Source organism: Pseudomonas sp. GW821-FHT01E05, from assembly GCF_059422425.1.
The window spans coordinates 61,590-85,473 of record NZ_JBWKWW010000005.1; the positions used below are offsets into that span (position 1 = coordinate 61,590).

Sequence of the window (23,884 nt, forward strand, 5' to 3'; positions counted from 1 at the left end):
GGAGCAAGGCATGCAACAGACTCTAAACACCACGCTGCTGATCATCGGCGGCGGCCCTGGCGGTTATGTGGCGGCAATTCGCGCTGGCCAGCTGGGCATCAACACTATTCTGGTCGAAGGCCAGGCACTGGGCGGCACCTGCCTGAACATCGGCTGCATTCCGTCGAAAGCGCTGATTCATGTAGCCGAGCAGTTCCACCAGACCCAGCATCACAGCCAGCACTCGGCCCTCGGGATCAACGTCTCGGCGCCAACCCTGGACATCGGTAAAAGCGTCGAGTGGAAGGATGGCATCGTCGATCGCCTGACCACCGGCGTCGCGGCGTTGCTGAAGAAGAACAAGGTCCAGGTCATACAGGGCTGGGCCAAGGTCATTGACGGCAAGACCGTCGAAGTTGGCGATACCCGCATCCAGTGCGAGCACCTGTTGCTGGCCACCGGCTCGAAAAGCGTCAACCTGCCGATGCTGCCAATCGGCGGGCCAATCATCTCCTCCACCGAAGCCCTGGCGCCGAAAAGCGTGCCAAAACGGCTGATCGTGGTCGGTGGCGGCTACATCGGGCTGGAACTGGGCATTGCCTATCGCAAGCTCGGCGCTGAGGTCAGTGTGGTCGAGGCACAGGATCGGATTCTGCCGGCCTACGATCAGGAACTGACTCAACCGGTTGCTGACGCGCTGAAACAGCTGGGCGTGAAGCTGCATCTCAAGCACAGCGTCGAAGGCTTCGATGCGCAAGCCAACACCCTGCAAGTGCGCGACGCAAACGGCGAGATCCTTAATCTGGAAACCGATCAGGTGCTGGTCGCCGTGGGCCGTCGCGCCAACACCCAAGGCTGGAACCTCGAAGCCCTGGGCCTGGACATGAACGGTTCGGCGATCAAGATCGACAACCGTTGCCAGACCAGCATGCGCAATGTCTGGGCCATCGGCGACCTGAGCGGCGAACCCATGCTCGCCCACCGCGCCATGGCACAGGGGGAAATGGTCGCCGAGTTGATCTCGGGCAAACACCGCGAGTTCAACCCCACCGCCATTGCTGCCGTGTGCTTTACCGACCCGGAACTGGTAGTGGTAGGCAAGACCCCGGATGAAGCAAAGACCGCAGGTTGGGACTGTATCGTTGCCAACTTCCCGTTTGCCGCCAATGGCCGGGCGATGACCCTGGAGTCGAAAAGCGGCTTCGTACGGGTTGTGGCACGCCGCGACAATCATCTGATCGTCGGCTGGCAAGCGGTCGGGGTCGGTGTTTCGGAGTTGTCCACGGCGTTCGGCCAATCCCTGGAAATGGGCGCACGGCTGGAAGACATCGCCGGCACCATCCACGCCCACCCGACACTGGGTGAAGCGGTGCAGGAAGCGGCGCTGCGCGCTTTGGGCCACGCGCTACACCTGTAACCGCCCCACCATGATCGTTCCCACGCGGAGCATGGGAACGATCAGTAACCGCATTCCGGGCTGCGATTTAGGCCCGGAATGAAGTATTGTTGTCCCCATCCAAAAAAACGTCAGAAGCCTTGAACCGTTCCGACGGTTGTTAAGTGATAGAGGGTGTCATGGGTAACGAAAGCATTAATTGGGACAAGCTGGGTTTTGACTACATCAAGACAGACAAGCGTTTTCTGTCGTACTGGCGTAACGGTGCGTGGGACAAAGGCACCCTGACTGAAGACAACGTGCTGCACATCAGCGAAGGCTCCACTGCCCTTCACTATGGCCAGCAATGCTTCGAAGGCATGAAGGCCTATCGTTGCAAGGACGGCTCGATCAACCTGTTCCGTCCGGACCAGAATGCCCTGCGCATGCAGCGCAGCTGTGCTCGCCTGCTGATGCCGCAGGTCGAAACCGAAGATTTCATCGAAGCCTGTAAGGCCGTAGTTCGTGCCAACGAGCGCTTCATTCCGCCGTACGGCACTGGCGGCGCGCTATACCTGCGTCCGTTCGTGATCGGCGTGGGTGACAACATCGGCGTGCGCACCGCTCCCGAGTTCATCTTCTCGATTTTCTGCATCCCGGTCGGCGCCTACTTCAAGGGCGGCCTGACCCCGCACAACTTCCTGATCTCCAGCTACGACCGCGCCGCACCACAAGGCACCGGCGCAGCCAAGGTCGGCGGCAACTACGCCGCCAGCCTGATGCCCGGTTCCCTGGCCAAGAAGGCGCATTTCGCCGATTGCATCTACCTGGACCCAATGACCCACACGAAAATCGAAGAAGTCGGCTCGGCCAACTTCTTTGGTATCACCCACGACAACAAATTCGTCACGCCCAAATCCCCTTCAGTGTTGCCGGGCATCACCCGCCTGTCGCTGATCGAACTGGCAAAAAGTCGTCTGGGCATGGAAGTCGTTGAAGGCGACGTGTTCATCGACAAAATCAGCGACTTCAAGGAAGCCGGCGCCTGCGGTACTGCCGCCGTGATCACGCCGATTGGCGGCATCGACTACAACGACAGACTGCACGTGTTCTACAGCCAGACGGAAGTCGGCCCGGTCACCCAGAAGCTCTACAAAGAGCTGACCGGTGTGCAGACTGGCGACATCGAAGCGCCAGAGGGTTGGATCGTCAAGGTCTGATCCAGCGCTTGCGGCACTAAAAAGCCCATCCATCGCTTGCGCGGTGGGTGGGCTTTTTGCGGGCGCTCAAGACCTCAATTATCCTGCGATCAACCGACCTACCGCATGGCGTCCTCTTCGATTTTGGCAAACAACCACTCCAGAAACACCTGAGTCTGCGCCGTCATGTCCGGCGAGACACCGTAGTAATAACGCGGCAACGGCATACGCAAGTCAGGCAGCGGACAGATCAGTCGACCGCTCGACAGGTCACTGCCCAGCAAGGAGGCCGGACACAAGGCAATGCCTTGTCCCTCTACAGCGGCCTGAAGCACCGGATGCATGTGATCGAATTGCAGCGCCGACTGAGTCGCTGACTGCGCTTCGCCAAAACGCAGGGCCCAGTTGTGCCAATCCTCGCGGCGTGTCTTGGCGGTCAGCAAGGTATGTCGGCTCAGGGCGTTCAAGTCGTCGAGCGGTAGACGCTTGATCAGCGAAGGCGCCGCGACCAGCAGCAATTCATCTTCGAACAGTACCTGTGCGTGAATGTCGGGGGCCCAGCCGTCGCGGCCACGTCGAATAACAATGTCGAACCCGTCTCGTGCGTGATCGGGCGCCAGTGTGGAAGTGACCACCTCAGGTTTGATGTCCGGGTGCAGCGCCATGAAATCCGCCAGCCTGGGAGTCAGCCAGCGCTGGGCAAAGGTCGGACGGACATTGATTTTCACTGTGCGCAGCGAGGCCTGTTGCTTGAGTGCCGCTGCGGCGTTGGCAATCTGTGACAGTCCAGCGCTGACCTGCTCGAAGAAGCTCTGACCTGCCGGGGTCAGGACCGATTGCCGGATACGCCGCTCGAACAGCAGCACGCCAAGGTGCTCCTCAAGCCGTTTGATGTGACGACTGACAGCACTGTGGCTGACATGCAGCTCCTCGGCCGCGAGGCTGAAGCTCTGATGACGAGCGGCGGCCGCGAAAGCGCGAACAGCATTCAAGGGAGGGAGTTGATTGATCATGCGTCTAATTTAGTCACATATGCCGTGCAATTAAAGCGTTTGTCACGCTCACCTCGTCACGCCAATCTGCGGGCACGCAGCCAGCGCCACCTGATGGAGTGAGAGATGAATAGCTACGGGTTATTTTTACTGTTCGCCGCCTTGACCATTCTGAGTCCTGGGCCTGGCGTGGTCATGACGCTTTCCAACGCGCTGCGCCATGGCTGGCGCGGCGCGCTGCCGGGTATTTTGGGTATCGCCCTGGGGGCCTTTGTCGTTGCCGGTATCAGCGCAACCAGCGTTGGCCTGATACTCGCGACCTCCGCAAGCGCGTTCACCGCGCTGAAATATGCAGGCGCGGCGTACCTCTTGTACCTGGGTTACAAAAGCTGGCGCACCGATCGTTTCATCCCCGAGCGTGAAGTGAGCTCGTCCAGCCCTGGGTATCGCTTCATCGAAGCGGCGTCGATCCAGCTGTTGAACCCCAAAGCCGTGTTCTTCTTTCTTGCGGTGTTTCCACAGTTCATCGACACCTCGGCGCACTACTACAGCCAGTTTTTTACCCTGGTCAGTTCCTACAGCGTGCTGGTGATCGTGATCCATGGCAGCTATGCCCTGCTCGCCAATGCGGCCAAAGGCTGGCTGTCGAGTCAAAAAGGATCCTGGCTGGCCGCGAAGGTGTCAGGCGTCACCTTCGCAGGCTTTGGCGTGCTGATGGCCTCGGCCAGTCGATAGTGAACACCTGGCGCTATGCCTTAAGAAACGACCACTGGGAACGAATCAAGGGCATGCGGCCAAGGCGCCAAGGCCATAATAACGCCACCATCGGGCTCATTTTGTTGCGCTATGCTTTATAGCCAGTTCCCCACTCCCTGATTTTTTTGACATCTCGGTTTGGATTCCCGACGTCACTTGCCGAAATGGAGAAAGGTATGAAGCTCTACTACTCCTCTGGTGCCTGCTCACTTTCGCCACACATCGTCCTCTGCGAACTGGGCCTGGCCCACGAAACGGAGAAGGTTGATCTCAAGTCCCACACCACCGCCAGTGGCGTGGATTTCTATACGATCAACCCCAAGGGCTACGTCCCGGTGTTGCAGCTGGACAACGGTGAACTGCTCACTGAAGGGACGGCCATCGTCCAGTACCTGGCCGACCAGAAGCCGACCGCCGGCCTTCTGCCACCCACCGGGTCCATGGCTCGCATCCGCGTGCAGGAATGGCTGAATTTCATCGCAACCGAGCTGCACAAAAGCTTTGCACCGCTGTTCAACCCCACCAGCCCGGATGAACTCAAAGACAGCGCTCGTGCCTCTATTGCCCGTCGCCTGGGTCTGATCGACAAGGCCCTGACTGGCCAGGACTATCTCGCTGGCGACCAGTTCAGCGTGGCCGACGCTTACCTGTTCACCATCGTCAATTGGGCTGGCTACATGGCCATCGACCTGACACCCTGGCCAGCCATCTCGGCCTTCCAGAAGCGAGTTGGCGCTCGCCCCGCCGTGCAACAGGCACTGAAAGTAGAAGGCTTGATCTGATCATTGTTCGCAAGCTACGGCCGAGGAACCTGGAACAGGGCTTTCAGGTCGATCGCCTCGGCCATTGCCTGATTGCCCAGATCCCCTGGGTGCAGGTGGTCTCCAGAGTCGAATGCCGGCAACAGCCGCGCAGGATGCTGCGGATCACGGACGATGTTATCGAAGTCGATCACTGCATCAAACGCTCCACTGCTACGGATCCACCGGTTGAGCTCTTGACGCAGTTGTTCTTTCTTCGCGCTGTGGTAATGCGCGATGATGCTTCCCTCCAGAGCGCCTTCGAAAGGCAACAACGTCGCCCCGACGATGCGAATCTTGTGTTGTCGGGCTTGCCCGATCAGCTGCTGGTAGCCGGTGACCAGCGTTTCGATTGATGGCAGCGGCGCATTCGGGGCGAAGGTGCTGCCCGGCCAGCTGATGTCATTGATCCCCAGCATCAGCACCACGCTGGATACGCCGGGTTGGCTCAACACATCACGTTCAAAGCGCTTCGACGCACTGACGCCCATGCCATCGTCAAGCAAACGAGCGCCGGAGATCCCGGCGTTGAGCACGGCGACAGGCTGGGCGCTCAAGCGTTGCGCGAGAAAGTCAGTCCAGCGCCGATTGCCGTTCAGCGCCGAGCCACGACCGTCGGTGATCGAATCCCCCAGCACCACCACGCCACGGGTTTCAGGCGCTGCGTCGACCAGTACTTCGCTGAGGAACAGCCGCGCTTCGACCTCACTGTTGCCCTTTAGCTGTATGGCCTGGGTCTGGTTACCCGGGCTGATAACGGCTGTTTGCTTGCCGTCCCAATGGAAGGTGGTCAGCGGCGTGCGTTGCGGCAGGTACAGCGAGACCAGCAATTCCGCGAGGGCCGGGACATGGAGGTCAATCGGGTCGCTGGTGCGTTTTTCGCCGGGGGCGATGCGCAATTGCGTCTGGCCATTGAAGGTCAGCGGTTTCCCAGCATTGCTCTCCTCGACCCGCTTCAGCCGTGCAGCGCCGATCACCAGAGGCTGCTGACCGTACTCGTTGGAAATCACCACGCGCACCCGGTCCCCCGCGCTGCTGATCCGCAACTGCTGATGCACGGTGCTGTCGGTGAGGGTTTCGGGAATGCGTGTGGGCAGTGGCAGTTCATGGCCCCAGATCGGTTGAGGGCTGGCGGTCCAGGTGCTGACCCAATGCTCCTGGGCGTTGACCGGAGCCATGGCGAACAAGGCGCTCAAAGACAGAATCAATGGCAATGCACTGTGAAGGCTTTTCATGCTGAATCTCCCTGAGGAAGCGTTTCGAGGAGGCCAGCGTGTTCCATTCAAAAAAGACGTGGTAGAAGGTTAATTCGAATACAGCCCATTCCAGAATTGAATGTAATGAATGATCTGAAAGCCATGCAGTGCTTTGTCCGTGCACTAGAGCTCGGCAGTTTGTCCGCTGCAGCTCGTGAGCTTGCGACTACTCAACCCAGCGTCAGCAAGCTGATCGCCGCACTGGAAAAACAATTGGGTGCCCGCCTGCTGACCCGTGGCAGCAGTGGATTGACGCCGACCGAGCCGGGCAAGCGTTTCTACGAACGCACGAAACGAATTCTTGAGGAATACGACGAAGCACTCGCCGACGTTAGAGGTCTGACCGAACGCCCCCAAGGATTACTGCGTATCAACGCGCCGGTCAGCCTCGGCGTGTTGCGCCTGAATGCCTTGCTGCTGGAGTTTATGGCGCAGTACCCGGAGATCGAGGTCGAGCTGATCCTCAATGACCGCTTTGTCGACTTGACCGAGGAAAACGTCGACCTGGCACTGCGTCTGGGAGGCGTACTACCGCCGAATGTCATTGCCCGCCGTGTCGCAACATCGCCACGGATTCTGGTGGCTGCGCCTGCGTACCTGAGCAAGCATCCGCCATTGAAGCACCCGACAGATCTGGCCCCACACAACTTCCTGCGCTTCGCCTGGCTGACCACCGGCGATCAACTGGAACTGAGCGGCCCCGAGGGTGAACGCGTAACCGTCATTGCTCAAGGACGCTATCGAGCCAACAGCTCATTGGCGATCCGTGACGGCCTGCTGCTCGGTGCAGGGCTGTGCATCACGCCGGCCTGGCTGGTCAGCGACTTGCTGGAAAACGGCCAACTGGTACGGGTGCTGCCACAGTGGAACGGCCCGGCCAACGAAGCGTTCCTGCTCTACCCGGAACGCCGCTACCGACCGTTGCGCGCACGGTTGCTCACGGAGTTTCTCAGCGCGCGAATCGGCCAGTTACCGGGGTTCGAGGCGTAACAGCGTCAGTCGTCGCGCGTCAGCACTTCCAGTAATTCAATCTCGAAAATCAGATTGGAATTGGGCGTGATGGCGCCCATCGAACGCTCGCCATACGCCAGATGCGCCGGCACCAGCAACTTGCGCTTACCGCCAACCTTCATCCCCATCAAGCCCTGATCCCACCCCTTGATCACTCGACCAGTGCCAATCACGCACTGAAAAGGTTTGCCGCGATCCCAGGAAGAATCGAACTGTGTGCCGTCCTCCAGAAAGCCGCGGTATTGGGTGGTAATCAAGGCGCCTTTGACGGCCGCTTTGCCGTCACCCAATTCAAGGTCGATGACCTGCAATTCTTCGTTCATTACTGCTCTCTCGTTAGCGATGACCCTAAACACGGACCGCGTTTTCTCAGATTTTACGTTGCAGGGCAATCCTGTTGGAGTGATAACCTTGACGCATCAATAGATGCTAAATATGCACTTATCATATCGATCGACCTGCTCCAGTATTGCGCCCTAATAAGATCCATGCGCCACGTTGCGCATGTCATAAAAAGCGCGGGAGACAAAACATGCAAGCTACTACCCATCCGCCAGCGACATCCGCTCGCAGCAAGGCCAGTGCAATTTTCCGGGTCACCTCGGGCAACTTCCTGGAACAGTTCGACTTCTTCCTCTTCGGTTTTTACGCCACCTATATCGCGGCGGCGTTCTTCCCTGCCAGCAGCGAATTCGCCTCTCTGATGATGACCTTCGCGGTGTTTGGCGCAGGTTTTTTGATGCGCCCGTTGGGCGCAGTGATTCTCGGTGCCTACATCGATGATGTCGGCCGCCGCAAAGGTTTGATCGTCACCCTGTCGATCATGGCCAGCGGCACGATTCTGATTGTGCTGGTGCCCGGCTACGAGACCATCGGCCTGTTTGCCCCGGCGCTGGTGTTGATCGGCCGGCTGCTTCAAGGGTTTTCCGCAGGTGCTGAGTTGGGTGGCGTGTCGGTGTACCTGGCGGAAATCGCCACACCGGGCCGCAAGGGCTTTTTCACCAGTTGGCAATCGGCCAGCCAGCAAGTGGCGATCGTCATTGCCGCCGCGCTGGGCTATGGGCTGAACCAATGGATGCCGGCGACGATAATTGCCGACTGGGGCTGGCGCATTCCGTTTTTCGTCGGTTGCATGATTGTGCCGTTCATCTTTTTACTGCGGCGCAATCTCGAAGAAACCGCAGAGTTCACTGCTCGCCGCCACCGCCCTAGCATGCGCCAGGTGTTCGGCACACTGCTGCAGAACTGGCAGATCGTAATCGCCGGGATGCTGATGGTGGCGCTGACCACCACCGCGTTTTACCTGATCACCGTGTACGCACCGACCTTCGGCAAAACCGTGCTGCACCTGAGCACCGCCGATGCGTTGCTGGTGACCTTGCTGGTCGGTGTGTCGAACTTCTGCTGGCTGCCACTGGGTGGCGCGCTGTCTGACCGCATCGGCCGACGTCCGGTGTTGCTCGCCATGACCTTGCTGACCCTGGCCACAGCCTATCCGGCGTTGTCGTACCTGGTGCAGGCACCGAGCTTCATCAACATGTTGCTGGTGCTGTTGTGGCTGTCGTTCATCTACGGTTTGTACAACGGCGCAATGGTTGCAGCACTGACCGAAATCATGCCGGTGGAAGTCCGCGTGGCCGGATTTTCCCTGGCCTACAGCCTGGCAACTGCGGTATTCGGCGGCTTTACCCCGGCAATTTCGACCTTCTTGATCCAGTATTCCGGCGACAAGGCCGCCCCCGGTTACTGGATGAGCTTCGCCGCCCTGTGTGCGTTGTGCGCAACGCTTTACCTGTACCGGCGCTCGACCGGTCGTTTGCAAGCCGCCGTGCAATAAGCCAACCCCTGACAGAGATGTGTCGATGAAAAAATTACTGAACCTCGCGGCGCTGACATTGCTCGGTGCTATGGGCCTGAGCACCGTTGTGCAAGCCGAAGAGCTGCGTGTGATGACCTCCGGTGGTTTTACCGCCGCCTACAAAGTACTTGGCCCGAAGTTCGCCGCCGCCACCAGCAACACCCTCGACACCGCGCTCGGTCCGTCCATGGGCAAGTCGCCTGAGGCAATCCCCAATCGCCTGGCCCGTGGTGAGCACGCAGATGTGGTGATCATGGTTGGCTACGCCCTGGATGAGTTGATCAAACAAGGCAAGGTCTTGCCCGAGTCGCGGGTTGAACTGGCCGATTCGAGGATTGGCCTGGTGGTGCGCGAGGGTGCGGCGAAGCCGGACATCAGCTCGGTCGAGGCGCTGAAGGCGACATTGTTGAACGCCAAGTCCGTAGCCTACTCCGACAGCGCCAGCGGTGTGTACATACAGGACCAGATGTTCAAGCGCCTGGGCATCGAACCGCAGCTCAAAGCCAAATCAACCATGGTGCCCAAAGTCCCGGTGGGCTCCGTGGTTGCCACTGGCGACTACCAACTGGGATTCCAACAGGTCAGTGAATTACTTCCGGTGCCCGGCGTGACATTCGTCGGCAAGATCCCGGAATCCGTGCAGTCGGTGACACGCTTCGCCGCTGGCATTCCGGTCGACGCGCAACACCCGGCGCAAGCCAAGGCGTTGCTCGACTACCTCGCCTCCCCGGCCGCCCAGCCAGATGTCACGGCAACCGGACTGGACTCGGTCAGCCACTAAGCCTGGCGCCGACCTCAGCCGATCTGCGCTGAGGCCGGTGCTGGCGGTTGGCTGACCTTCATTTCGACGATCAATCGCTCCAGCTCCAACGCCGCAGGCGTCAAGGTCCGTCCCCTGCGTTTGAGCAGGCCAACGCTGCGCATCACTTGCGGGTCGGTCAGCGTTACATGAGTCAGAATCGGATGGTCACTGCCGGGCATCGCCATCAACGGCACCGCGGCAATACCCAACCCGGCTTCGACCAGGCCGATCATCGTGGTGACATGACGGGTTTCGCAGATGCTCTGACGCGCCGGTACTATCCCGCTCAGCGCCTGATCCAGCAGAAAACGATTGCCCGAGGTCTTGTCGAGGGAAATGTAATCCTGCTGGTACAGCTCGCTCCAGCTCACGCTTGCGCGACTGGCCAAGGGATGATCGCGTCGACAGGCGACCACATAGCGCTCCTGCACCAGTGGTTCGAACTCGACCTCGGCCTCCAGTGTGCCCATGAAACTCAAGCCGAAATCCGCCTCGCCATTGACTACCGCACTCAGCACGTCATGGGCGCTCGAGTCGAGCACCTTGACCTTGATTCGTGGAAACCGCTGATGGTATTGGGCGACCACCCGTGGCATGAAGTAGTAGGCCGCCGAAGGCACGCAGGCCACGGTGACGTAACCCAAACGGGTCGACGCGACATCGCTGAGCCCCAGCAGTGCCACATCCAGGTCATCCAGCAAACGGTCGACACTGGGCGCAAACGCTCGCCCTGCCTGCGTCAGGCTAACGCGGCGGGTGGTGCGCTCAAACAGCTTGACGCCCAGTGCGTCTTCGAGCTTTTCAATCCGTCGACTCAGCGCCGGTTGGGAGATGCGCACCGTGTCGGCGGCCTTGCGAAAGCTGCCCTGCTCGACCACGGCGCGAAAAGCCTGCAAGTCATTCAGGTCGAAATTGATGGCCATGGCGCCCACTCAGCGACAAACGAATTGATCAGCTTATCCTATGAATGTAACAAATTGATGCAAATTGTAACGAACTAATCGGTCATCTTCACTGAGAGTTAAATTCTTTTCAGATAAGTTGTAATGGGCAAGCCGGATTACACAGCCACCGAATAAGTTGCCCCCCCTTCCTATTGGGCGACTCATCAATTCGCCGCCGCCACTGTAGGCGCAAGGAACCGGTTTTGGGGGCGGTACGTGCAGAGATTTATGCCAAACGATTGAAGCGATAAAACTTGGTTCAGGGGCAGAAATACCAGCGGACTGGCCGAGATTGGGAGGCTAGCCAGCTGCAAAGGACCTACTTCATTCAATATTGACCGGCAGAAATCGGCTGGCAAGCGCCCTTTTAGAGTGGCTTCGGGCCGGCGCAAGCCCCCTGTTGTGGCAGACTGGAGTTGCCTCGAATGCGATGTTTGAGCGTGCATAGACAAGCTTGCAGACTCACGTTTTAGACAGGAAGCCGCCATCCACGTTAAGCGTCACACCCGTGGTGTAGCTGGACGCATCGCTGGCCAGGTACAACACAGTACCGGCCAATTCGCTCGGAGCGGCCACACGTTTGAGTGGGATCCGGGACAGGGCCTGGGTCAGGATCGTGTCGTTTTTCACCAGTGCCGAAGCGAACCTTGTGTCGGTCAGGCCTGGCAACAGAGCGTTGCAGCGGATGCCAAATTGCGCGCATTCCTTGGCGAAAACCTTGGTCATGTTTATCACTGCAGCCTTGGTCACTGAGTAGATGCCCTGGAATGGGCCCGGCGATATACCGCTGATCGAAGCCACGTTGATGATGCTGCCGCCACCGTTTTCGCGCATCAGCTTGCCGGCTTCCACCGAGATGAAGAAGTACCCGCGAATGTTCACATCCACGGTTTTCTGGAAGGCGCTGAGGTCGGTGTCCAGCACGTTACAGAACTGCGGGTTGGTGGGCGCCTTGCTGGGCCAGCAGTTTGGCGATGGCTTCACCGATGCCACGGCTGGCGCCGGAAACGAAAGCGATCTTGCCTTCGAGGTCGAACAACTGAGTCTTGGACATGGTTTACTCTTGTTTTGGGCCGGCCGTTGCGGGCGATCAGAGGCTGGATTTCTGGATGACTTGCAGGCTCATTTGTTCCAGCAGTTTGTTCATGTGAATGAACTGTGCGAAGCGTTTGTCCTGGGTCTGGCGACGGAAGAAGCGGTAGTAGATCTGCTGCACGATACCCGCCAGTCGGAACAGCCCATAGGTGTAGTAGAAGTCGAAGTTGTCGATCTGCAGCCCCGCGCGTTCGGCGTAGTAATCGACGAACTGGCGGCGGGTCAACATGCCGGGCGCATGGCTGGGCTGGCGGCGCATCAGTTGTACCGGCGCAGGGTCGCCCGCTTCGATCCAGTAGGCCAGGGTGTTGCCCAGATCCATCAATGGGTCGCCGAGGGTAGTCAGCTCCCAATCCAGCACGCCGATGATTTGCATCGGGTTGTTCAGGTCCAGAATCACGTTATCGAAGCGATAGTCGTTGTGCACGATGCTGGACGTCGGGTGGTCGGCCGGCATCTTGTCGTTGAGCCAGGCTTTGACTAATTCCCACTGCGGAGCGTCCGGGGTCAGCGCTTTCTCATAGCGGTCGCTCCAACCTTTGATCTGCCGCGCCACATAACCTTCAGGTCTGCCCAGATCGGCCAGGCCGCAAGCGGCGTAGTCTACTTTGTGCAGTTCGACGAACTTGTCGATGAAGCTTTTGCACAGGGCTTCGGTCTTCGTTGCGTTGAAGTTCAATTCACTGGGCAGTTCAGAACGAAGGATGATGCCGTTGACCCGCTCCATCACGTAGAACTCGGCGCCGATCACCGACTCGTCGGTGCAGTGCACGTAGGCTTTCGGGCAATACGGGAAGCCGTCTTTGAGCTGATTGAGAATGCGGTATTCACGGCCCATGTCGTGGGCCGATTTGGCCTTGTGACCAAACGGCGGACGGCGCAGGACGAATTCCTGTTGCGGGTATTTGATCAGGTAGGTCAGGTTCGATGCGCCACCCGGAAACTGGCTGATCTGCGGCAAACCGCTCAAGCCCGGAATGTGGGCCTTGAGGTATGGATCAATCAGGTTGGCATCGAGTTCTTCGCCAGAGCGGATCTTGGTGGATTGGTCAGTAAGCGCCATGTCTATCTCCTCTGCTTATTATGAGGGGCAGATACTATTGACGAACTTAATGCGGAAAATGCCTGCTCACAAGGCAGAGACGGCCTTATAAGTGAGCGTAATGCGGGTATATCTTTTAAAAATATGTCCTTTCTTCACGCCCACGTCCAAACCGGCAGAGGCTTGCCGGTTTGGTGAAACGCCAGGCTTTTAGCCGATTAGAGTGGCGCCTGTCGTCAGGACAATTTTTCCAAAGTGCGTGCCGGAATCGATCAGCTCGTGAGCGCCGCGAGCGTCAGTGAGCGCAAAGGTCCTGTAGATAACCGGCTTGATCTTGCCGCTCTCGATGTGCGGCCAGACCTGCTGTTCGAGTTCACTCATGATGGTCGCCTTTTCCGCGGATGTGCGCGAACGCAAGGTTGAGCCCATATGCGTTAGACGTTTCATCATCATCGGTATGACGTTGAGGTCCTTCGCCGGGCCCTTGATCACACCCACCTGAAGAATCCGGCCGTCCATTGCGGCGACGTCATAGTTTTTCTGCACATAGTCGCCGGCAATGATGTCGAGGATCACATCGACGCCTTTGCCATCGGTGGACTGCTTCGTTTCGGTGACGAAATCGGCCTCGAGGTAATTAACTGCGATGTCCGCACCTAGCGCCAGGCTGGCCTCCTGATGCGCCTGCGATCCGACTGTCGTGATGATTTTCGAAGCGCCAAATGCCTTCGCCAGCATGATCGCGGTGGTACCGATACCTGACGCGCCGCCATGGACCAACACCGACTCACCAGCAACCAGCTTGCCGCGCTGAAAAACGTTCAGCCATACCGTCATAAACGTTTCTGGCATGGCTCCCGCTTCCAACAACGACAGGCCTTTGGGGATATGCATTGTGTTGCAGGCATCCGCGACTGCAAATTCTGCGTAACCACCGCCGGGAATCAGCGCACACACCAGTTCACCGATCTGGAAGTTGGACACGTTGGAGCCAACGGCGACGACCTGACCTGACACTTCCAGGCCTGGAATGTCAGTCACTCCAGCGGGTGGATCGTACAGCCCTTTGCGCTGGAACACGTCTGGGCCGTTCACGGCAGCCGCGTGGATGCGGATCAGCACCTGATCGACGGTTGGCGTCGGTACCGAACGCGTAGTCGGCACCAGGACCTCAGGACCGCCGGGCTGTTGAATTTCAATGGCCGTCATGTGGGACGGTACGCGATAAGTTGGAACAGACATAGCTATCACTCCTTCAAAAGATGATGCTCGATTGATCCGTGCGGATCATTGAGCGTGGGCCCCGAGTCAGCGCAGTATAGGTATCGACTCTGATGCTGGCGTGCAGCATTATTCATGTCGTGAGATGCAAATCTGCATCACCAGGAGGGCACGATGAATTGGGATGATGCGAGAGTGTTTCTAGCGGTGGAGCGTGAAAAAACGCTCCGTGGAGCAGGCAGAGCACTTAATCTCGATCAGGCGACGGTCGGCAGGCGGATTGCGGCACTGGAGCACGCTCTACGTGCAACGCTCTTTCTCCGCACATCTGAGGGTTACGCGTTGACCACCGCTGGCGAGGTCGCGCTGAGATCAGCGGAGAAAATGGAGCACTTCGCACACGAACTCGTCAGGCAAACTCAAGGTACGGATACACGGCTTGCGGGGGACGTACGGGTCACCAGTACCGACTTGATCGCGCTCGAGTTCCTGCTTCCGGCCATCGAACGATTGCATGCCTTGCATCCCGAAGTGCGCGTCCTGCTGGACACTTCGACACGCATGCTAAACCTGGCAAAGCGCGAAGCGGATATCGCGGTCCGGTCAGTCCGACCGGATAATCCCGATCTTGTCGCGCGACGCATTGCTCGGTGGCCCATGGCGCTCTTTGCATCGAGTGCTTATCTTGAGCGAAACGGCAAGCCCGTCGCTGGCTCCGCATTCGCGGGCCACGATCTTGTCCTTTGGGCCGCTAATCGATCACCAACGCTCGCTGGCGAACCGATACACGCGGGGCGCATCGTATCAACCTTCAATTCCAGCCTCATGCTGCGCACTGCGGTAAAGGCCGGCATCGGCATCGGCGAGCTTCCGATACATCTGGCTGAACACGACGGCCTCGTGCAGATATGGCCGGAACCCGCACGTGGGGCGGTCTATGAAGTCTGGCTCGTCACGCATCAGGACCTTCGGCATACCGCGCGCATCGCCGCAATGATTGATGGCATCGTCACCGCGTTCGAAGATCACGCAACTCACACAAAATAGTTAGGCTCACCGGCGCCAGGCCTGCTGCTCATCATCGGGGCGCTTTGCCCGGCCACACGAGGCGGAGCCCATGCGAGGTTGCATGGCCTGCCGCTACCGTTAGGCTTCGTCCATCACCGAATTGACCAGTTTGCCGATACCTTCGATTGAGACCTCAACCACGTCACCGGGCTTGAGGTAGACCTTGGGGTCATGCCGAAGCCGACGCCAGCCGGAGTGCCGCTCACTATTACGTCGCCGGCCTCCAGGGTGAGCGCTTCGCTGAGGGTGGAGATGATGGTCGCTACATCAAAGATCATGTCCTTGGTATTGACCCACTGAACGAGTGTTCCATTAACGCGGGGTTCCAGCCGCAAGCCCTTGCCGCCGGAGGGCGGACACGTAACGACGCGACAACTACCTTGAAAAACGCCGCTGGGCGCGTACATGACGGTGAGCGCACCGCCGTCATGTACTCGCTGATCGTCAGCCCAAGTTCAATGGATATATCCCCACGCCGATCTGCGCCATGTGCTACCGAACATTGCCGACTATCCACGAACTTCGAAGTTTTGCTCTCCCCGAAATGTTGAAACACTCCGCCAAATGGCAATCCGAAATGGCGCTATTAGTACAGTGGGGAAAGTTTCGACATAAAGTCCATCTCCAGCTCACCTTCATAAGTTTCAGCACCAACCTTCAATGCCTCCGCCACACGCGCTTGCGCCACGTCGTGAGCGACACTCAAATCTGACTCATGGGCTTCAACCAGCAGTCCCTCTGCCAAGGAGCCAAATGCTCCAATATCCACGGCCGCCTTGGTATGAGCAATGGCATGCGCAGGGAATGAGGCGATTCGGTGAGCGAGTTCCTCGACAAAAGGTGTCAACTCCTGCGCCGGTAACGCTCGATTGATAAAGCCATAACGTTCAGCCTGCTCCGCCGAAAAATCGTTGCAACCCAAAAGCACCTCCAAGGCGCGTCCCCTCCCGACGAGCCGTGGCAATCTTTGCGTACTGCCACCGCCCGGAACAAGCCCAACGGCGACCTCTGGCTGGGAGAAAACCGCTTTGCCTTGGGCAGCAAAGCACATGTCCATAGCCAGTGCGATCTCACTCCCTCCTCCCCGAGCCCGTCCTTCGATTTTTGCAATGGTTACCTTAGGCATGTTCTTGAACCGTTCGCCAATCATCTGTGTAAGGCGAAAGCTGCGGGTATGGGAAACAGTTTTGGGAGCGGCTCCAACCCTCCCCAATCCAGAGTGAGCTATAAAGAAATCAGGAAGTTCGCTCTGTAGGACCACGACTCGGACACTCTCATCGACCTCGAGTTCTTTGCCAAGTTTGTCGAACTCCAACGACAGCACTTCATCAAGAAGATTTATCGGTGGGTGATTGATGCTGACGAATGCAACTCCAGAATCAAACCTGAACCGGAAGCATTTGTAATCAGAATATCGCATGATACTGGCTCCATTTTGGTGATCGCTTCGGTAAACCATTTCGGCATGGTTTATGTTCTCGTTCTCGTGACATTACGCAGATATGCCAACTCGCCAGATTCGAAATCAATGCCAAAAAACCGTGCGATGCGGAAATCGTCTGCGCACTCGCCAGCGTAAAAAAAGTTGACCGTTTCCAGTACAGACGGCACCCCACCAAACATGAGGGCGTTAAAAGCACTGGGTTCAATTACTCATCCACAATAGGGTTTACCAAGCTACCCAGACCTTCCGAAGTTACGACACAGGTGTCACCTGGCTTCATCCAAAGCGGCGGCGTACGTGCCATACCGATACCGGAGGGGGTACCTGAAACAATCAGGTCGCCTGGGGCTAGTGTCATCACTTCGCTGACAGTTTCGATGAGCGTCGCCACATCAAAAACCATGTCGTTGGTATTACCTTCCTGAACGACCTGGCCGTTCAGCAGTGTTTGCAGTTTCAGCCCCTTCACACCGGCAGGCAGTTCATCTGCCGTCACGATGTAAGGACCAAATGAGCCCGTACCGTCGAAGTTCTTGCCCATTGTCCACTGGGGCGTACGCATCTGATAATCGCGTAAGGTCGCGTCGTTGAACAAAGAGTATCCAAAGACATGTGTTAACGCCGAGGTCTTCGCAATTGCCCGTCCACCCTTACCGATAACGATGACGATCTCCCCCTCGTAGTCGAGTTTTTGGGACACTTTGGGCCGGACGATTGGTTGGCGGTGTCCGATGAGGCTCGATGAGAAACGCGAGAAAATGGTTGGGTAATCTGGTTGTGCCAATCCCGCCTCGCTCGTGTGGTCAAGATAGTTCAATCCGATACACACGATTTTTTCGGGTGAACTGAGCGGGGGAAGTTGGTCGCAGGTTGCGAAGTCCACGGGTTCCCCTTGCAAAAGTCGTGCGCCAAGCGAAGCGACTGCCTCCTCGCCCGCAAGTAGAGCGTTACCAAGGTCGCCAAATTCCGGAATGTCAGCGAGAAAGAATCCATAGAACTCTTCTCCTTTTGCCGCTGCAGCTAGCCCGACACGACCATCTTTGGCAAAGCGCATAAATTTCATGATCGGCCCTTCAATTTAAAGTGAGATCGGTTAACGAGGGAGCGGCGCACTCAGATATCTCGGGTGCATTGCTCCAGACTAAAGACGAAAGACTCATAGGGTTTACCCGTAACATGCCGCAGCCCCATTTCGCATGTACGGTTTGCCGACACGTAGGCGTCTGCTGTCGTCGCATCCACATAGGCATGCTCTTCTCGCGTAGCTGACGCTACCAACTCTGGATGCAAGAGGCCTCGGTCGCCCGCGGTGCCACAGCAAGTCGCGCCAATCGGGACGACGACTTCCTGCGCCATGTGCTGAGCCACCTGCTTGAGTTGGCCCGACAGATTGAGGTGCAACATCGCGCAGGTAGGATGCAAGATAATGCACTTCAATGGCGTGCTTACCTTGAGGTTGGGTAGGAGGCTGGCACACCAGGTTACTGAATCGATAATGCTCAGGCGCGAATAGCGCTCGCGCAGTTCAGGGGTAAGATGCTCAGCTATCCCGCTCACCAGGCCGTGAGTACAAGATGCCGCGTCGACCACAACTGGCAAGCGAGCTTCATCGGTCCACCGCAAAAGTGCCTGCGCAATCGCATTGGCCATGAAGTCATGCGCAGCAACGAAACCCTTTGAACTGAACGGCGTCGCACAGCAGAGTCCACCGATGTCCGGCGGAATCCACAGCTTTTTCCCGCCACGATGCGAGACCCGAACGAGGGCCTCCTGAATCGATATCGCGTCGCGAGCGGTGTCGGGGTCACGGCCAAACATTCGATTGACGCACGCGGTGAAGTAGACCGCATCAGCGCCTTCGCGGACGGTCTCTGGCATACGGCTTGCGGCCGGCTTCGGCATCGGTCCCGGCACGGTAGGGAGGATATCGGCGCTAACAAATATTCGCGCCGTGTCTGCAATCGCTTTCACTGGCCACCAACCAAAAGTATTGCCCAGAATTTTCACACCAGTGAGTGCGACGGTGCTAACGCGCTCGACAGCGCTCCATTTTTTGGCAACGGACAGGGCCACGTTCTCGGAGGTCTCGCTCTGTGAACGCCGGCGAAACTCGCGCATCAATTCGCCCGTGTTGATTCCAATGGGACAAGGCACCGAACAAGACCCGTCACCGGCGCAGGTTTGAATGGCGTCGTATTGATATTGTTCCTGGAGCCGTCGCAAGATCGGAGAATCCTCCCTCTGTCGGGCCATTTCCCGGCGCACAACGATACGCTGTCGCGGTGTCATGGAAACGTTTCGGCTCGGGCACACTGGCTCGCAAAAACCGCATTCGATGCACTGATTGGCATTGGAAACGCCTTCTATCGGCGGGAGCGACTTGAAGGATTTCAGATGAATATCCTGGTCCCGGGAGAGGATGACGTTGGGTGCGAGAGTGCCATGCGGGTCAGCTAGGCTCTTGACTCGCCACATGATGTTTGTCGCCCGCTCCCCCCATTCGTGGGTGATAAACGGTGCCATATTTAACCCGGTTCCATGCTCTGCTTTCAGGGAACCGTCGTATTTGCGCACCACGAGGTCGACAAGTTCCTCCATAAACTTTGCATAGGTAGCTCTGCCCTCTTCCTCATCAAATCGCGCGATCAGGGTGAAGTGAAGATTGCCATGGGCCGCGTGCCCTGCAACTCCAGGCATAAACCCGTGTTTGCGCAATAGGTCTTGCAGGTCATGGGCTGCGCTAGCCAGTAGTAGCGGGGGGAAACACACGTCTTCGGTGATAAGCAAGGAACCCAGTGGTCGCTGCTTGCCAATCAGGCCCAGCAGCCCCTCCCTTACATGCCAAGCGAGCTCGATTGCCTCCGCGTGACTGGTAAAGGTTAAATCTCCCAGCAGCGTGACTTGGTCAGTCAGGTGCATGACGAGAGCTTGCTTTTCGGTCAGGCTGTCCTCGTCGCTGGCCCCGATCTCGATCAGCAGGGCAGCTGCCTCCAAGTCGAGCGATTTCCAGTATTCAGGCGTGCCGGGGAACGCTGCAGCCGCAGCCCGTAAGGCCGGTGCGATCATCAATTCGACTGCGCTGGCCCCGAGCGCAACCAGTTCCGGCACGAGCGCAATTGCGTCATTAATGGAAGGAACGGCAATCCATGCGACGCTGGTGACCGCCGGAAGCTCAACAGTACTAAATGTCACATCCGAGATGAATCCAAGCGTCCCTTCCGAGCCCACCAGGAGGCGACGGAATATCTCCAGGGGAGAGCGACCATCCAGGAATGCGTCAAGGCGGTAGCCATGGGTATTTCTGATGGAGTATTTCCGACGAATTCGTCCGACAAGTTCGTCGTCCGCAAGGATCTCCGCTTGTAGCGCCATCAGCCCATTCGCCAGCTCGGGCTCGCTTGCCAGGAAGCGTTGCTCCGCATCTGGGTCCGACGTGTCGATTTTCGTTCCGGATACCAGCACGAACGTTAGCGCGCTAACGGTTTGATAGGCATTTTGAGCAATGGTGCAGCGCATGCCGCCTGAATTGTTTGAAACCACGCCACCAAGCGTACACGCTGCGGAACTTGCCGGGTCCGGCCCAATCTTGCGACCGTACGGTGCAAGATGCGCGTTTGCATGCGATAGGATGGTTCCGACACCAGCCTTTACGCTGAGCCCCCCCTCTCCGATGCCCTTGATGCCGCCGAAAAACTTCCGCACGTCGATGAGGATTTCATCTGACAATGCTTGCCCGTTCAGACTGGTTCCCGCAGCGCGAAAAGTGGCGTGTCGACCTGTTTCTGAACAGAATCGAAGGACTTTCGCTACATCGTCCTCATCGTGCGCGACGACCACGACTTGCGGCACTAGCCGATATGGGCTGGCATCTGAGGCATAGCGGACCAGATCAACCAGTCGATGCAGTACGCGGTCGGGTCCAAGTAGCTGCTCCAGAGCTTGCCTCAACGGCGCGGGCGTTCCATCACACAGCTCGTCCGGAACAGCATCCGGCGAGCCCGAACCCGGCGGCCTGCCAATTTTCGCAGGGTCTACGGAAAGAAGCTTTTTCATTTTTGAGCTCATGAATGATGATGTGGGAACTAAATGATGGGGAGGTCAGATGGCCTCTCCGTCAAACCCGCAGCTATTCAACTCGAATTTGTAGCAAGTTTTAGCCTAGCCATAATTGTTACGTCATGTTACGAGGGCCTACCTCCTTCGACGAAGGGTATAGGCCACCTTCTGAGCACACAAAACACATACCAATGAGTGTTGATCGGCAAACGTTCTACCGTTGAGACACCGAGGCCGGGACGCCTACCTTGATTGCCAGTTCCTTGGCATGGGTCACATTGACCCACCAGCCGAAGGTTGCAGCGGTGAAGAACATTAGGACGCTGTAAATGGCTGCCGGAATGGCCATGGTCGGGTTGTTCAGCAACGTAGGGCTGAGCGCCAGGGCGATAGCCAGAGCGCCATTGTGAATACCAATTTCCATGCCTATGGCCACTGCCTGGCGCTGCGGCAACTGGAACAGGCGTGGCACCCAGTAGCCGATGCCGAGGCTGAGCAAATTGAACAGCAATGCGGCCATACCTACTACAGGGGCGTAGTCCAATACCGTCTGCCAATCTTTGACTAAGGCGAGCACTACGGTGACTACAAGGAACAGCGCGGAAATGATCTTCATCGGGCGCTCCATGAGTACGGCAAAGCGTACCGCCAGTTTGCGTACCAGCATGCCCACCGCTACCGGCACCAAGACGACGGCGAATACCTGCACGACTTTTGTAAATTGCAATGGAATGGCCTGACCATCTGCCATGAAATACATCAGTGACCAATTGACGAGCAATGGCATGGTCAGAATCGCGACCACCGAGTTCACTGCCGTCAGGGTGACATTCAGTGCCACATCACCGTGCGCCAAGTGGCTGTAGAGGTTGGCAGAGGTACCGCCTGGGGAGGCAGCCAGAAGCATCAGGCCCACGGCCAGTACCGGTGCCAGAGCAAAACACTCAGCAATGAGGAAGCAGAAAAACGGAAGCAGGATTAACTGGCAGACCAAACCGATCAGGACAGGCTTGGGAAACTTCACGACTCGGACAAAATCCGCCGGGGTGAGCGACAACCCCAGTCCAAGCATGATGAAGCCTAGGGCAATGGGGAGGAATGTAGTCAGCAAGGGCGATGCCATCATTATTGTTGTACTCGCAGCAAGGCAAGCCCGGCGGTTAACCGGGATGCAAAGGGCCTGGTGGGCTGGCCGGACAAACCGAAGCTTGTACCTTGGCCGGTACGTTACTGGTTGTAACCTTTGCGTTGATTGGGCTGCCAAGGAGTCTAGTGATGGGCGGAGACGGACGAAATTCTCCTTGCCAGCCAGACCGATTGCCTTGCCGGCCAAATAAAGACCTTATGAAGCATCAATATCATTGGAGGGCCGGTACTTCGGCGTTCCTGGATACCGCAAAGGTCCCGCCTATGTACCCTTGTGGCGCTAGCGCGCGGTGCTGAACGACCGCCGGGGGGCGAGACAGGTCAACCCCTTCAGGCGCTGTTGCCCCCGCGTCACAAGCTGTTGTCTCGAGTGTTGGTGCTGGTGTAAAACTGCTGCGCCTGAATCGAGTAGGAGCCTGCAGATGAGTCAGCGTACTACTTCCTCCAGTTGGGCTAGCGCCATTGTCCGATCCCTGGAAATCGGCGGTGTCGACTGCCGCAGTCTGTTCGAACGTCTTGGGATGGATTATTCCGCTCTGAGCGACTCCGAAGCACGCTTCCCACAGGATTGCATGACGGGCCTATGGCATCTGGCGGTAGAAACTTCTGGAAATCCGGTCATTGCCCTGAACATGGCCCAGGTGGTGCGACCATCCTCCTTCCATGTGGTCGGCTATGCATTGATGTCCAGCCGCAACTTGCATGAGGGCATTTCTAGTCTGGTCCGCTATCAGCGCATCATTGGCGAGAGTGCAGATCTCAGCTTTCACCCTACGTCGGACGGCTATGAGTTGACTCTGGCAATTCATGGCGATCGCTTGCCTTCTGCCAGGGAAAGCGCGGAGGGGTCGCTGGCCTATATTCTGGCCTTTTGCCGCTGGCTAGCGTGTCGCCCATTGACTCCTCGCCTTGTCAGCTTTAGCGGACCTGCGCCGGCTAATCTGAAGCCATATTGCGAGGTGTTTCAAGCACCACTGAAGTTCAATGCCGAGCACTATGCATTGTTGTTCGACCGCACCGATCTGGATGCCCCGCTGCATTCTGCTAACGAGGCCTTGGCGCAATTGCACGAACGCTTCGCTGGCGAGTATCTGGCGCGCTTTTCGGACGGTCAGATCACCCACCAGGTGCGTCAGTTGCTCTGTCGTTTGCTACCCCAAGGTGAGCCCAAACGTGAAGTGGTGGCCCAGACAATATTAATGTCTGAGCGTACCTTGCAGCGCCGCCTGCTAGCGGAGGGAACCGGTTTTCATCAACTGCTCGATGGTACTCGCCGAGAGCTGGCCAGCCAGTACCTGGTCCAGCCCAATCTAACCCTGCAGGAAATTTCCTATCTGCTGGGCTTCGCCGCTCCAAGCAATTTCTTCCGCGCCTTCCGCCGCTGGTTCAATACCACACCTAATGAGTACCGGGCAGGTCTGTAGAGAGTTGAGCGATACGCTCGTTAAGCGCCTGAGCAGCGGACAGCGACTCCCCCTGATGGAATGCCGGAGCGAGGTGCCGGACGCTTGGGGCGAAGCCTTTTGCTTACTTTTCGGCGTCTGGAAAAGTGAGGCGCCGTAAGGGCAAAACCCTAAGTGGCCGTTACCGCAGCAACGGATATGTACACCTGCGAGAGCCAGGCCGGCTGTCAGGCCGCCATCGCGAGCAATCGAGCGTCGACCGGCTGCTCCCACAATGGATTGGTGTACATCTGTGAGAGACAGGCCGGCTGTCAGGCCGCCTTCGCGAGCAAGCTCGGCTCCTACAAAAACGGCAGAAAGGTAGAGCGGCATACACCGCCCCACCACTCAACAGGCCGAGCGTTGCAACAGATACACCTGCAACAGATTGGTTGGCT

Annotated in this window: 20 protein-coding genes and 2 pseudogenes; 9 read left to right on the top strand and 13 right to left on the bottom strand. The window is 57.9% G+C overall.

Annotation, left to right across the window (positions count from 1 at the left end):
- Positions 1-10: 10 nt before the first annotated feature.
- Together lpdA and AC07W5_RS12140 are read left to right on the top strand one after the other, a co-directional pair.
- The gene (gene lpdA, locus AC07W5_RS12135; protein WP_495023452.1) at positions 11-1,396 is read left to right on the top strand and encodes a dihydrolipoyl dehydrogenase; all 1,386 of its coding nucleotides are present in this window, start codon (positions 11-13) and stop codon (positions 1,394-1,396) included.
- A 158-nt stretch (positions 1,397-1,554) separates the two neighbouring features.
- Entirely contained in the window at positions 1,555-2,574 is a 1,020-nt protein-coding gene (locus tag AC07W5_RS12140; protein WP_494995251.1) for a branched-chain amino acid aminotransferase, read from the top strand.
- Between the two features lie 98 nt (positions 2,575-2,672).
- Here the strand turns inward: AC07W5_RS12140 and AC07W5_RS12145 are convergent, their stop codons facing one another.
- Entirely contained in the window at positions 2,673-3,566 is an 894-nt protein-coding gene (locus tag AC07W5_RS12145; RefSeq protein ID WP_495023453.1) for a LysR substrate-binding domain-containing protein, read from the bottom strand.
- 105 nt (positions 3,567-3,671) lie between these two features.
- On the opposite strand from AC07W5_RS12145, the gene AC07W5_RS12150 reads away from it, so the two are divergent.
- Both AC07W5_RS12150 and gstA read left to right on the top strand, forming a co-directional pair.
- Positions 3,672-4,280 (top strand): LysE family translocator, encoded by a 609-nt coding sequence (locus tag AC07W5_RS12150; protein WP_494995249.1) that lies wholly within the window; start codon positions 3,672-3,674, stop codon positions 4,278-4,280.
- A gap of 197 nt (positions 4,281-4,477) precedes the next feature.
- On the top strand, positions 4,478-5,083 hold the full coding sequence (gstA, locus tag AC07W5_RS12155; protein ID WP_494995244.1) for a glutathione transferase GstA: 606 nt from the start codon (positions 4,478-4,480) through the stop codon (positions 5,081-5,083).
- 14 nt (positions 5,084-5,097) lie between these two features.
- Here the strand turns inward: gstA and AC07W5_RS12160 are convergent, their stop codons facing one another.
- Positions 5,098-6,336, bottom strand: coding sequence for an SGNH/GDSL hydrolase family protein (locus AC07W5_RS12160; RefSeq protein ID WP_495023454.1), 1,239 nt, complete (start codon positions 6,334-6,336; stop codon positions 5,098-5,100).
- A gap of 105 nt (positions 6,337-6,441) precedes the next feature.
- Here AC07W5_RS12160 and AC07W5_RS12165 point away from each other — a divergent pair, with 105 nt between their 5' ends.
- Positions 6,442-7,347, top strand: coding sequence for a LysR family transcriptional regulator (locus AC07W5_RS12165; RefSeq protein WP_495023455.1), 906 nt, complete (start codon positions 6,442-6,444; stop codon positions 7,345-7,347).
- A gap of 5 nt (positions 7,348-7,352) precedes the next feature.
- Here the strand turns inward: AC07W5_RS12165 and AC07W5_RS12170 are convergent, their stop codons facing one another.
- Complete coding sequence (locus AC07W5_RS12170) at positions 7,353-7,691, bottom strand: FKBP-type peptidyl-prolyl cis-trans isomerase (RefSeq protein ID WP_494995241.1); 339 nt, start codon at positions 7,689-7,691, stop codon at positions 7,353-7,355.
- A gap of 209 nt (positions 7,692-7,900) precedes the next feature.
- On the opposite strand from AC07W5_RS12170, the gene AC07W5_RS12175 reads away from it, so the two are divergent.
- Positions 7,901-9,205 carry an MFS transporter gene (locus AC07W5_RS12175; RefSeq protein WP_495023456.1) on the top strand — a complete coding sequence of 435 codons (1,305 nt, stop codon included), beginning with the start codon at positions 7,901-7,903 and terminating at the stop codon, positions 9,203-9,205.
- Positions 9,206-9,230: 25 nt separating this feature from the next.
- Positions 9,231-10,007, top strand: a complete 777-nt coding sequence (locus AC07W5_RS12180) for a substrate-binding domain-containing protein (protein WP_495010917.1) — start codon at positions 9,231-9,233, stop codon at positions 10,005-10,007.
- A gap of 14 nt (positions 10,008-10,021) precedes the next feature.
- Here AC07W5_RS12180 and AC07W5_RS12185 read toward each other — a convergent pair whose 3' ends face one another.
- The 4 genes and pseudogenes from AC07W5_RS12185 to AC07W5_RS12200 form a co-directional block, all read right to left on the bottom strand.
- Complete coding sequence (locus AC07W5_RS12185) at positions 10,022-10,951, bottom strand: LysR family transcriptional regulator (protein ID WP_495010918.1); 930 nt, start codon at positions 10,949-10,951, stop codon at positions 10,022-10,024.
- A gap of 483 nt (positions 10,952-11,434) precedes the next feature.
- Positions 11,435-12,026 (bottom strand): annotated as a pseudogene (locus AC07W5_RS12190) (SDR family oxidoreductase).
- A 36-nt stretch (positions 12,027-12,062) separates the two neighbouring features.
- Positions 12,063-13,130: a phosphotransferase family protein gene (locus AC07W5_RS12195; RefSeq protein ID WP_495023457.1), complete on the bottom strand. Its 1,068-nt coding sequence runs from the start codon at positions 13,128-13,130 to the stop codon at positions 12,063-12,065.
- Positions 13,131-13,319: 189 nt separating this feature from the next.
- Positions 13,320-14,318, bottom strand: a complete 999-nt coding sequence (locus AC07W5_RS12200) for an NAD(P)H-quinone oxidoreductase (protein WP_495023629.1) — start codon at positions 14,316-14,318, stop codon at positions 13,320-13,322.
- A gap of 186 nt (positions 14,319-14,504) precedes the next feature.
- Here AC07W5_RS12200 and AC07W5_RS12205 point away from each other — a divergent pair, with 186 nt between their 5' ends.
- Entirely contained in the window at positions 14,505-15,377 is an 873-nt protein-coding gene (locus AC07W5_RS12205) for a LysR family transcriptional regulator (RefSeq protein WP_495023458.1), read from the top strand.
- A 99-nt stretch (positions 15,378-15,476) separates the two neighbouring features.
- On the opposite strand, the gene AC07W5_RS12210 is transcribed toward AC07W5_RS12205, so the two are convergent.
- The 6 genes and pseudogenes from AC07W5_RS12210 to AC07W5_RS12235 all read right to left on the bottom strand — a co-directional run bounded on the left by AC07W5_RS12210 (position 15,477) and on the right by AC07W5_RS12235 (position 22,024).
- A complete protein-coding gene (locus AC07W5_RS12210; RefSeq protein WP_495023630.1) occupies positions 15,477-15,539 on the bottom strand; it encodes a hypothetical protein in 63 nt (20 codons plus the stop codon).
- Positions 15,540-15,571: 32 nt separating this feature from the next.
- Positions 15,572-15,805: pseudogene (locus AC07W5_RS12215) on the bottom strand (fumarylacetoacetate hydrolase family protein); the annotation flags it as partial.
- Between the two features lie 179 nt (positions 15,806-15,984).
- Positions 15,985-16,818 (bottom strand): enoyl-CoA hydratase/isomerase family protein, encoded by an 834-nt coding sequence (locus AC07W5_RS12220; RefSeq protein ID WP_495023459.1) that lies wholly within the window; start codon positions 16,816-16,818, stop codon positions 15,985-15,987.
- A 229-nt stretch (positions 16,819-17,047) separates the two neighbouring features.
- A complete protein-coding gene (locus AC07W5_RS12225) occupies positions 17,048-17,905 on the bottom strand; it encodes a fumarylacetoacetate hydrolase family protein (protein WP_495023460.1) in 858 nt (285 codons plus the stop codon).
- 50 nt (positions 17,906-17,955) lie between these two features.
- Positions 17,956-20,895, bottom strand: coding sequence for an FAD-binding and (Fe-S)-binding domain-containing protein (locus tag AC07W5_RS12230; protein ID WP_495023461.1), 2,940 nt, complete (start codon positions 20,893-20,895; stop codon positions 17,956-17,958).
- Between the two features lie 217 nt (positions 20,896-21,112).
- Positions 21,113-22,024, bottom strand: coding sequence for a bile acid:sodium symporter family protein (locus AC07W5_RS12235; RefSeq protein ID WP_495023462.1), 912 nt, complete (start codon positions 22,022-22,024; stop codon positions 21,113-21,115).
- A gap of 442 nt (positions 22,025-22,466) precedes the next feature.
- On the opposite strand from AC07W5_RS12235, the gene AC07W5_RS12240 reads away from it, so the two are divergent.
- Entirely contained in the window at positions 22,467-23,468 is a 1,002-nt protein-coding gene (locus tag AC07W5_RS12240; RefSeq protein WP_495023463.1) for an AraC family transcriptional regulator, read from the top strand.
- Positions 23,469-23,884 lie beyond the last annotated feature (416 nt).

Bases quoted from the DNA above. Each gene is read 5' to 3' on its own strand.
- AC07W5_RS12205 (WP_495023458.1), top strand. From the start codon at position 14,505: ATGAATTGGGATGATGCGAGAGTGTTTCTAGCGGTGGAGCGTGAAAAA.
- AC07W5_RS12145 (WP_495023453.1), bottom strand. From the start codon at position 3,566: ATGATCAATCAACTCCCTCCCTTGAATGCTGTTCGCGCTTTCGCGGCC.
- lpdA (WP_495023452.1), top strand. From the start codon at position 11: ATGCAACAGACTCTAAACACCACGCTGCTGATCATCGGCGGCGGCCCT.
- AC07W5_RS12195 (WP_495023457.1), bottom strand. From the start codon at position 13,130: ATGGCGCTTACTGACCAATCCACCAAGATCCGCTCTGGCGAAGAACTC.
- AC07W5_RS12230 (WP_495023461.1), bottom strand. From the start codon at position 20,895: ATGAAAAAGCTTCTTTCCGTAGACCCTGCGAAAATTGGCAGGCCGCCG.
- AC07W5_RS12140 (WP_494995251.1), top strand. From the start codon at position 1,555: ATGGGTAACGAAAGCATTAATTGGGACAAGCTGGGTTTTGACTACATC.
- AC07W5_RS12175 (WP_495023456.1), top strand. From the start codon at position 7,901: ATGCAAGCTACTACCCATCCGCCAGCGACATCCGCTCGCAGCAAGGCC.
- AC07W5_RS12170 (WP_494995241.1), bottom strand. From the start codon at position 7,691: ATGAACGAAGAATTGCAGGTCATCGACCTTGAATTGGGTGACGGCAAA.
- AC07W5_RS12165 (WP_495023455.1), top strand. From the start codon at position 6,442: ATGAATGATCTGAAAGCCATGCAGTGCTTTGTCCGTGCACTAGAGCTC.
- AC07W5_RS12150 (WP_494995249.1), top strand. From the start codon at position 3,672: ATGAATAGCTACGGGTTATTTTTACTGTTCGCCGCCTTGACCATTCTG.
- AC07W5_RS12225 (WP_495023460.1), bottom strand. From the start codon at position 17,905: ATGAAATTTATGCGCTTTGCCAAAGATGGTCGTGTCGGGCTAGCTGCA.
- AC07W5_RS12200 (WP_495023629.1), bottom strand. From the start codon at position 14,318: ATGACGGCCATTGAAATTCAACAGCCCGGCGGTCCTGAGGTCCTGGTG.
- gstA (WP_494995244.1), top strand. From the start codon at position 4,478: ATGAAGCTCTACTACTCCTCTGGTGCCTGCTCACTTTCGCCACACATC.
- AC07W5_RS12185 (WP_495010918.1), bottom strand. From the start codon at position 10,951: ATGGCCATCAATTTCGACCTGAATGACTTGCAGGCTTTTCGCGCCGTG.
- AC07W5_RS12235 (WP_495023462.1), bottom strand. From the start codon at position 22,024: ATGATGGCATCGCCCTTGCTGACTACATTCCTCCCCATTGCCCTAGGC.
- AC07W5_RS12240 (WP_495023463.1), top strand. From the start codon at position 22,467: ATGAGTCAGCGTACTACTTCCTCCAGTTGGGCTAGCGCCATTGTCCGA.
- AC07W5_RS12220 (WP_495023459.1), bottom strand. From the start codon at position 16,818: ATGCGATATTCTGATTACAAATGCTTCCGGTTCAGGTTTGATTCTGGA.
- AC07W5_RS12180 (WP_495010917.1), top strand. From the start codon at position 9,231: ATGAAAAAATTACTGAACCTCGCGGCGCTGACATTGCTCGGTGCTATG.
- AC07W5_RS12160 (WP_495023454.1), bottom strand. From the start codon at position 6,336: ATGAAAAGCCTTCACAGTGCATTGCCATTGATTCTGTCTTTGAGCGCC.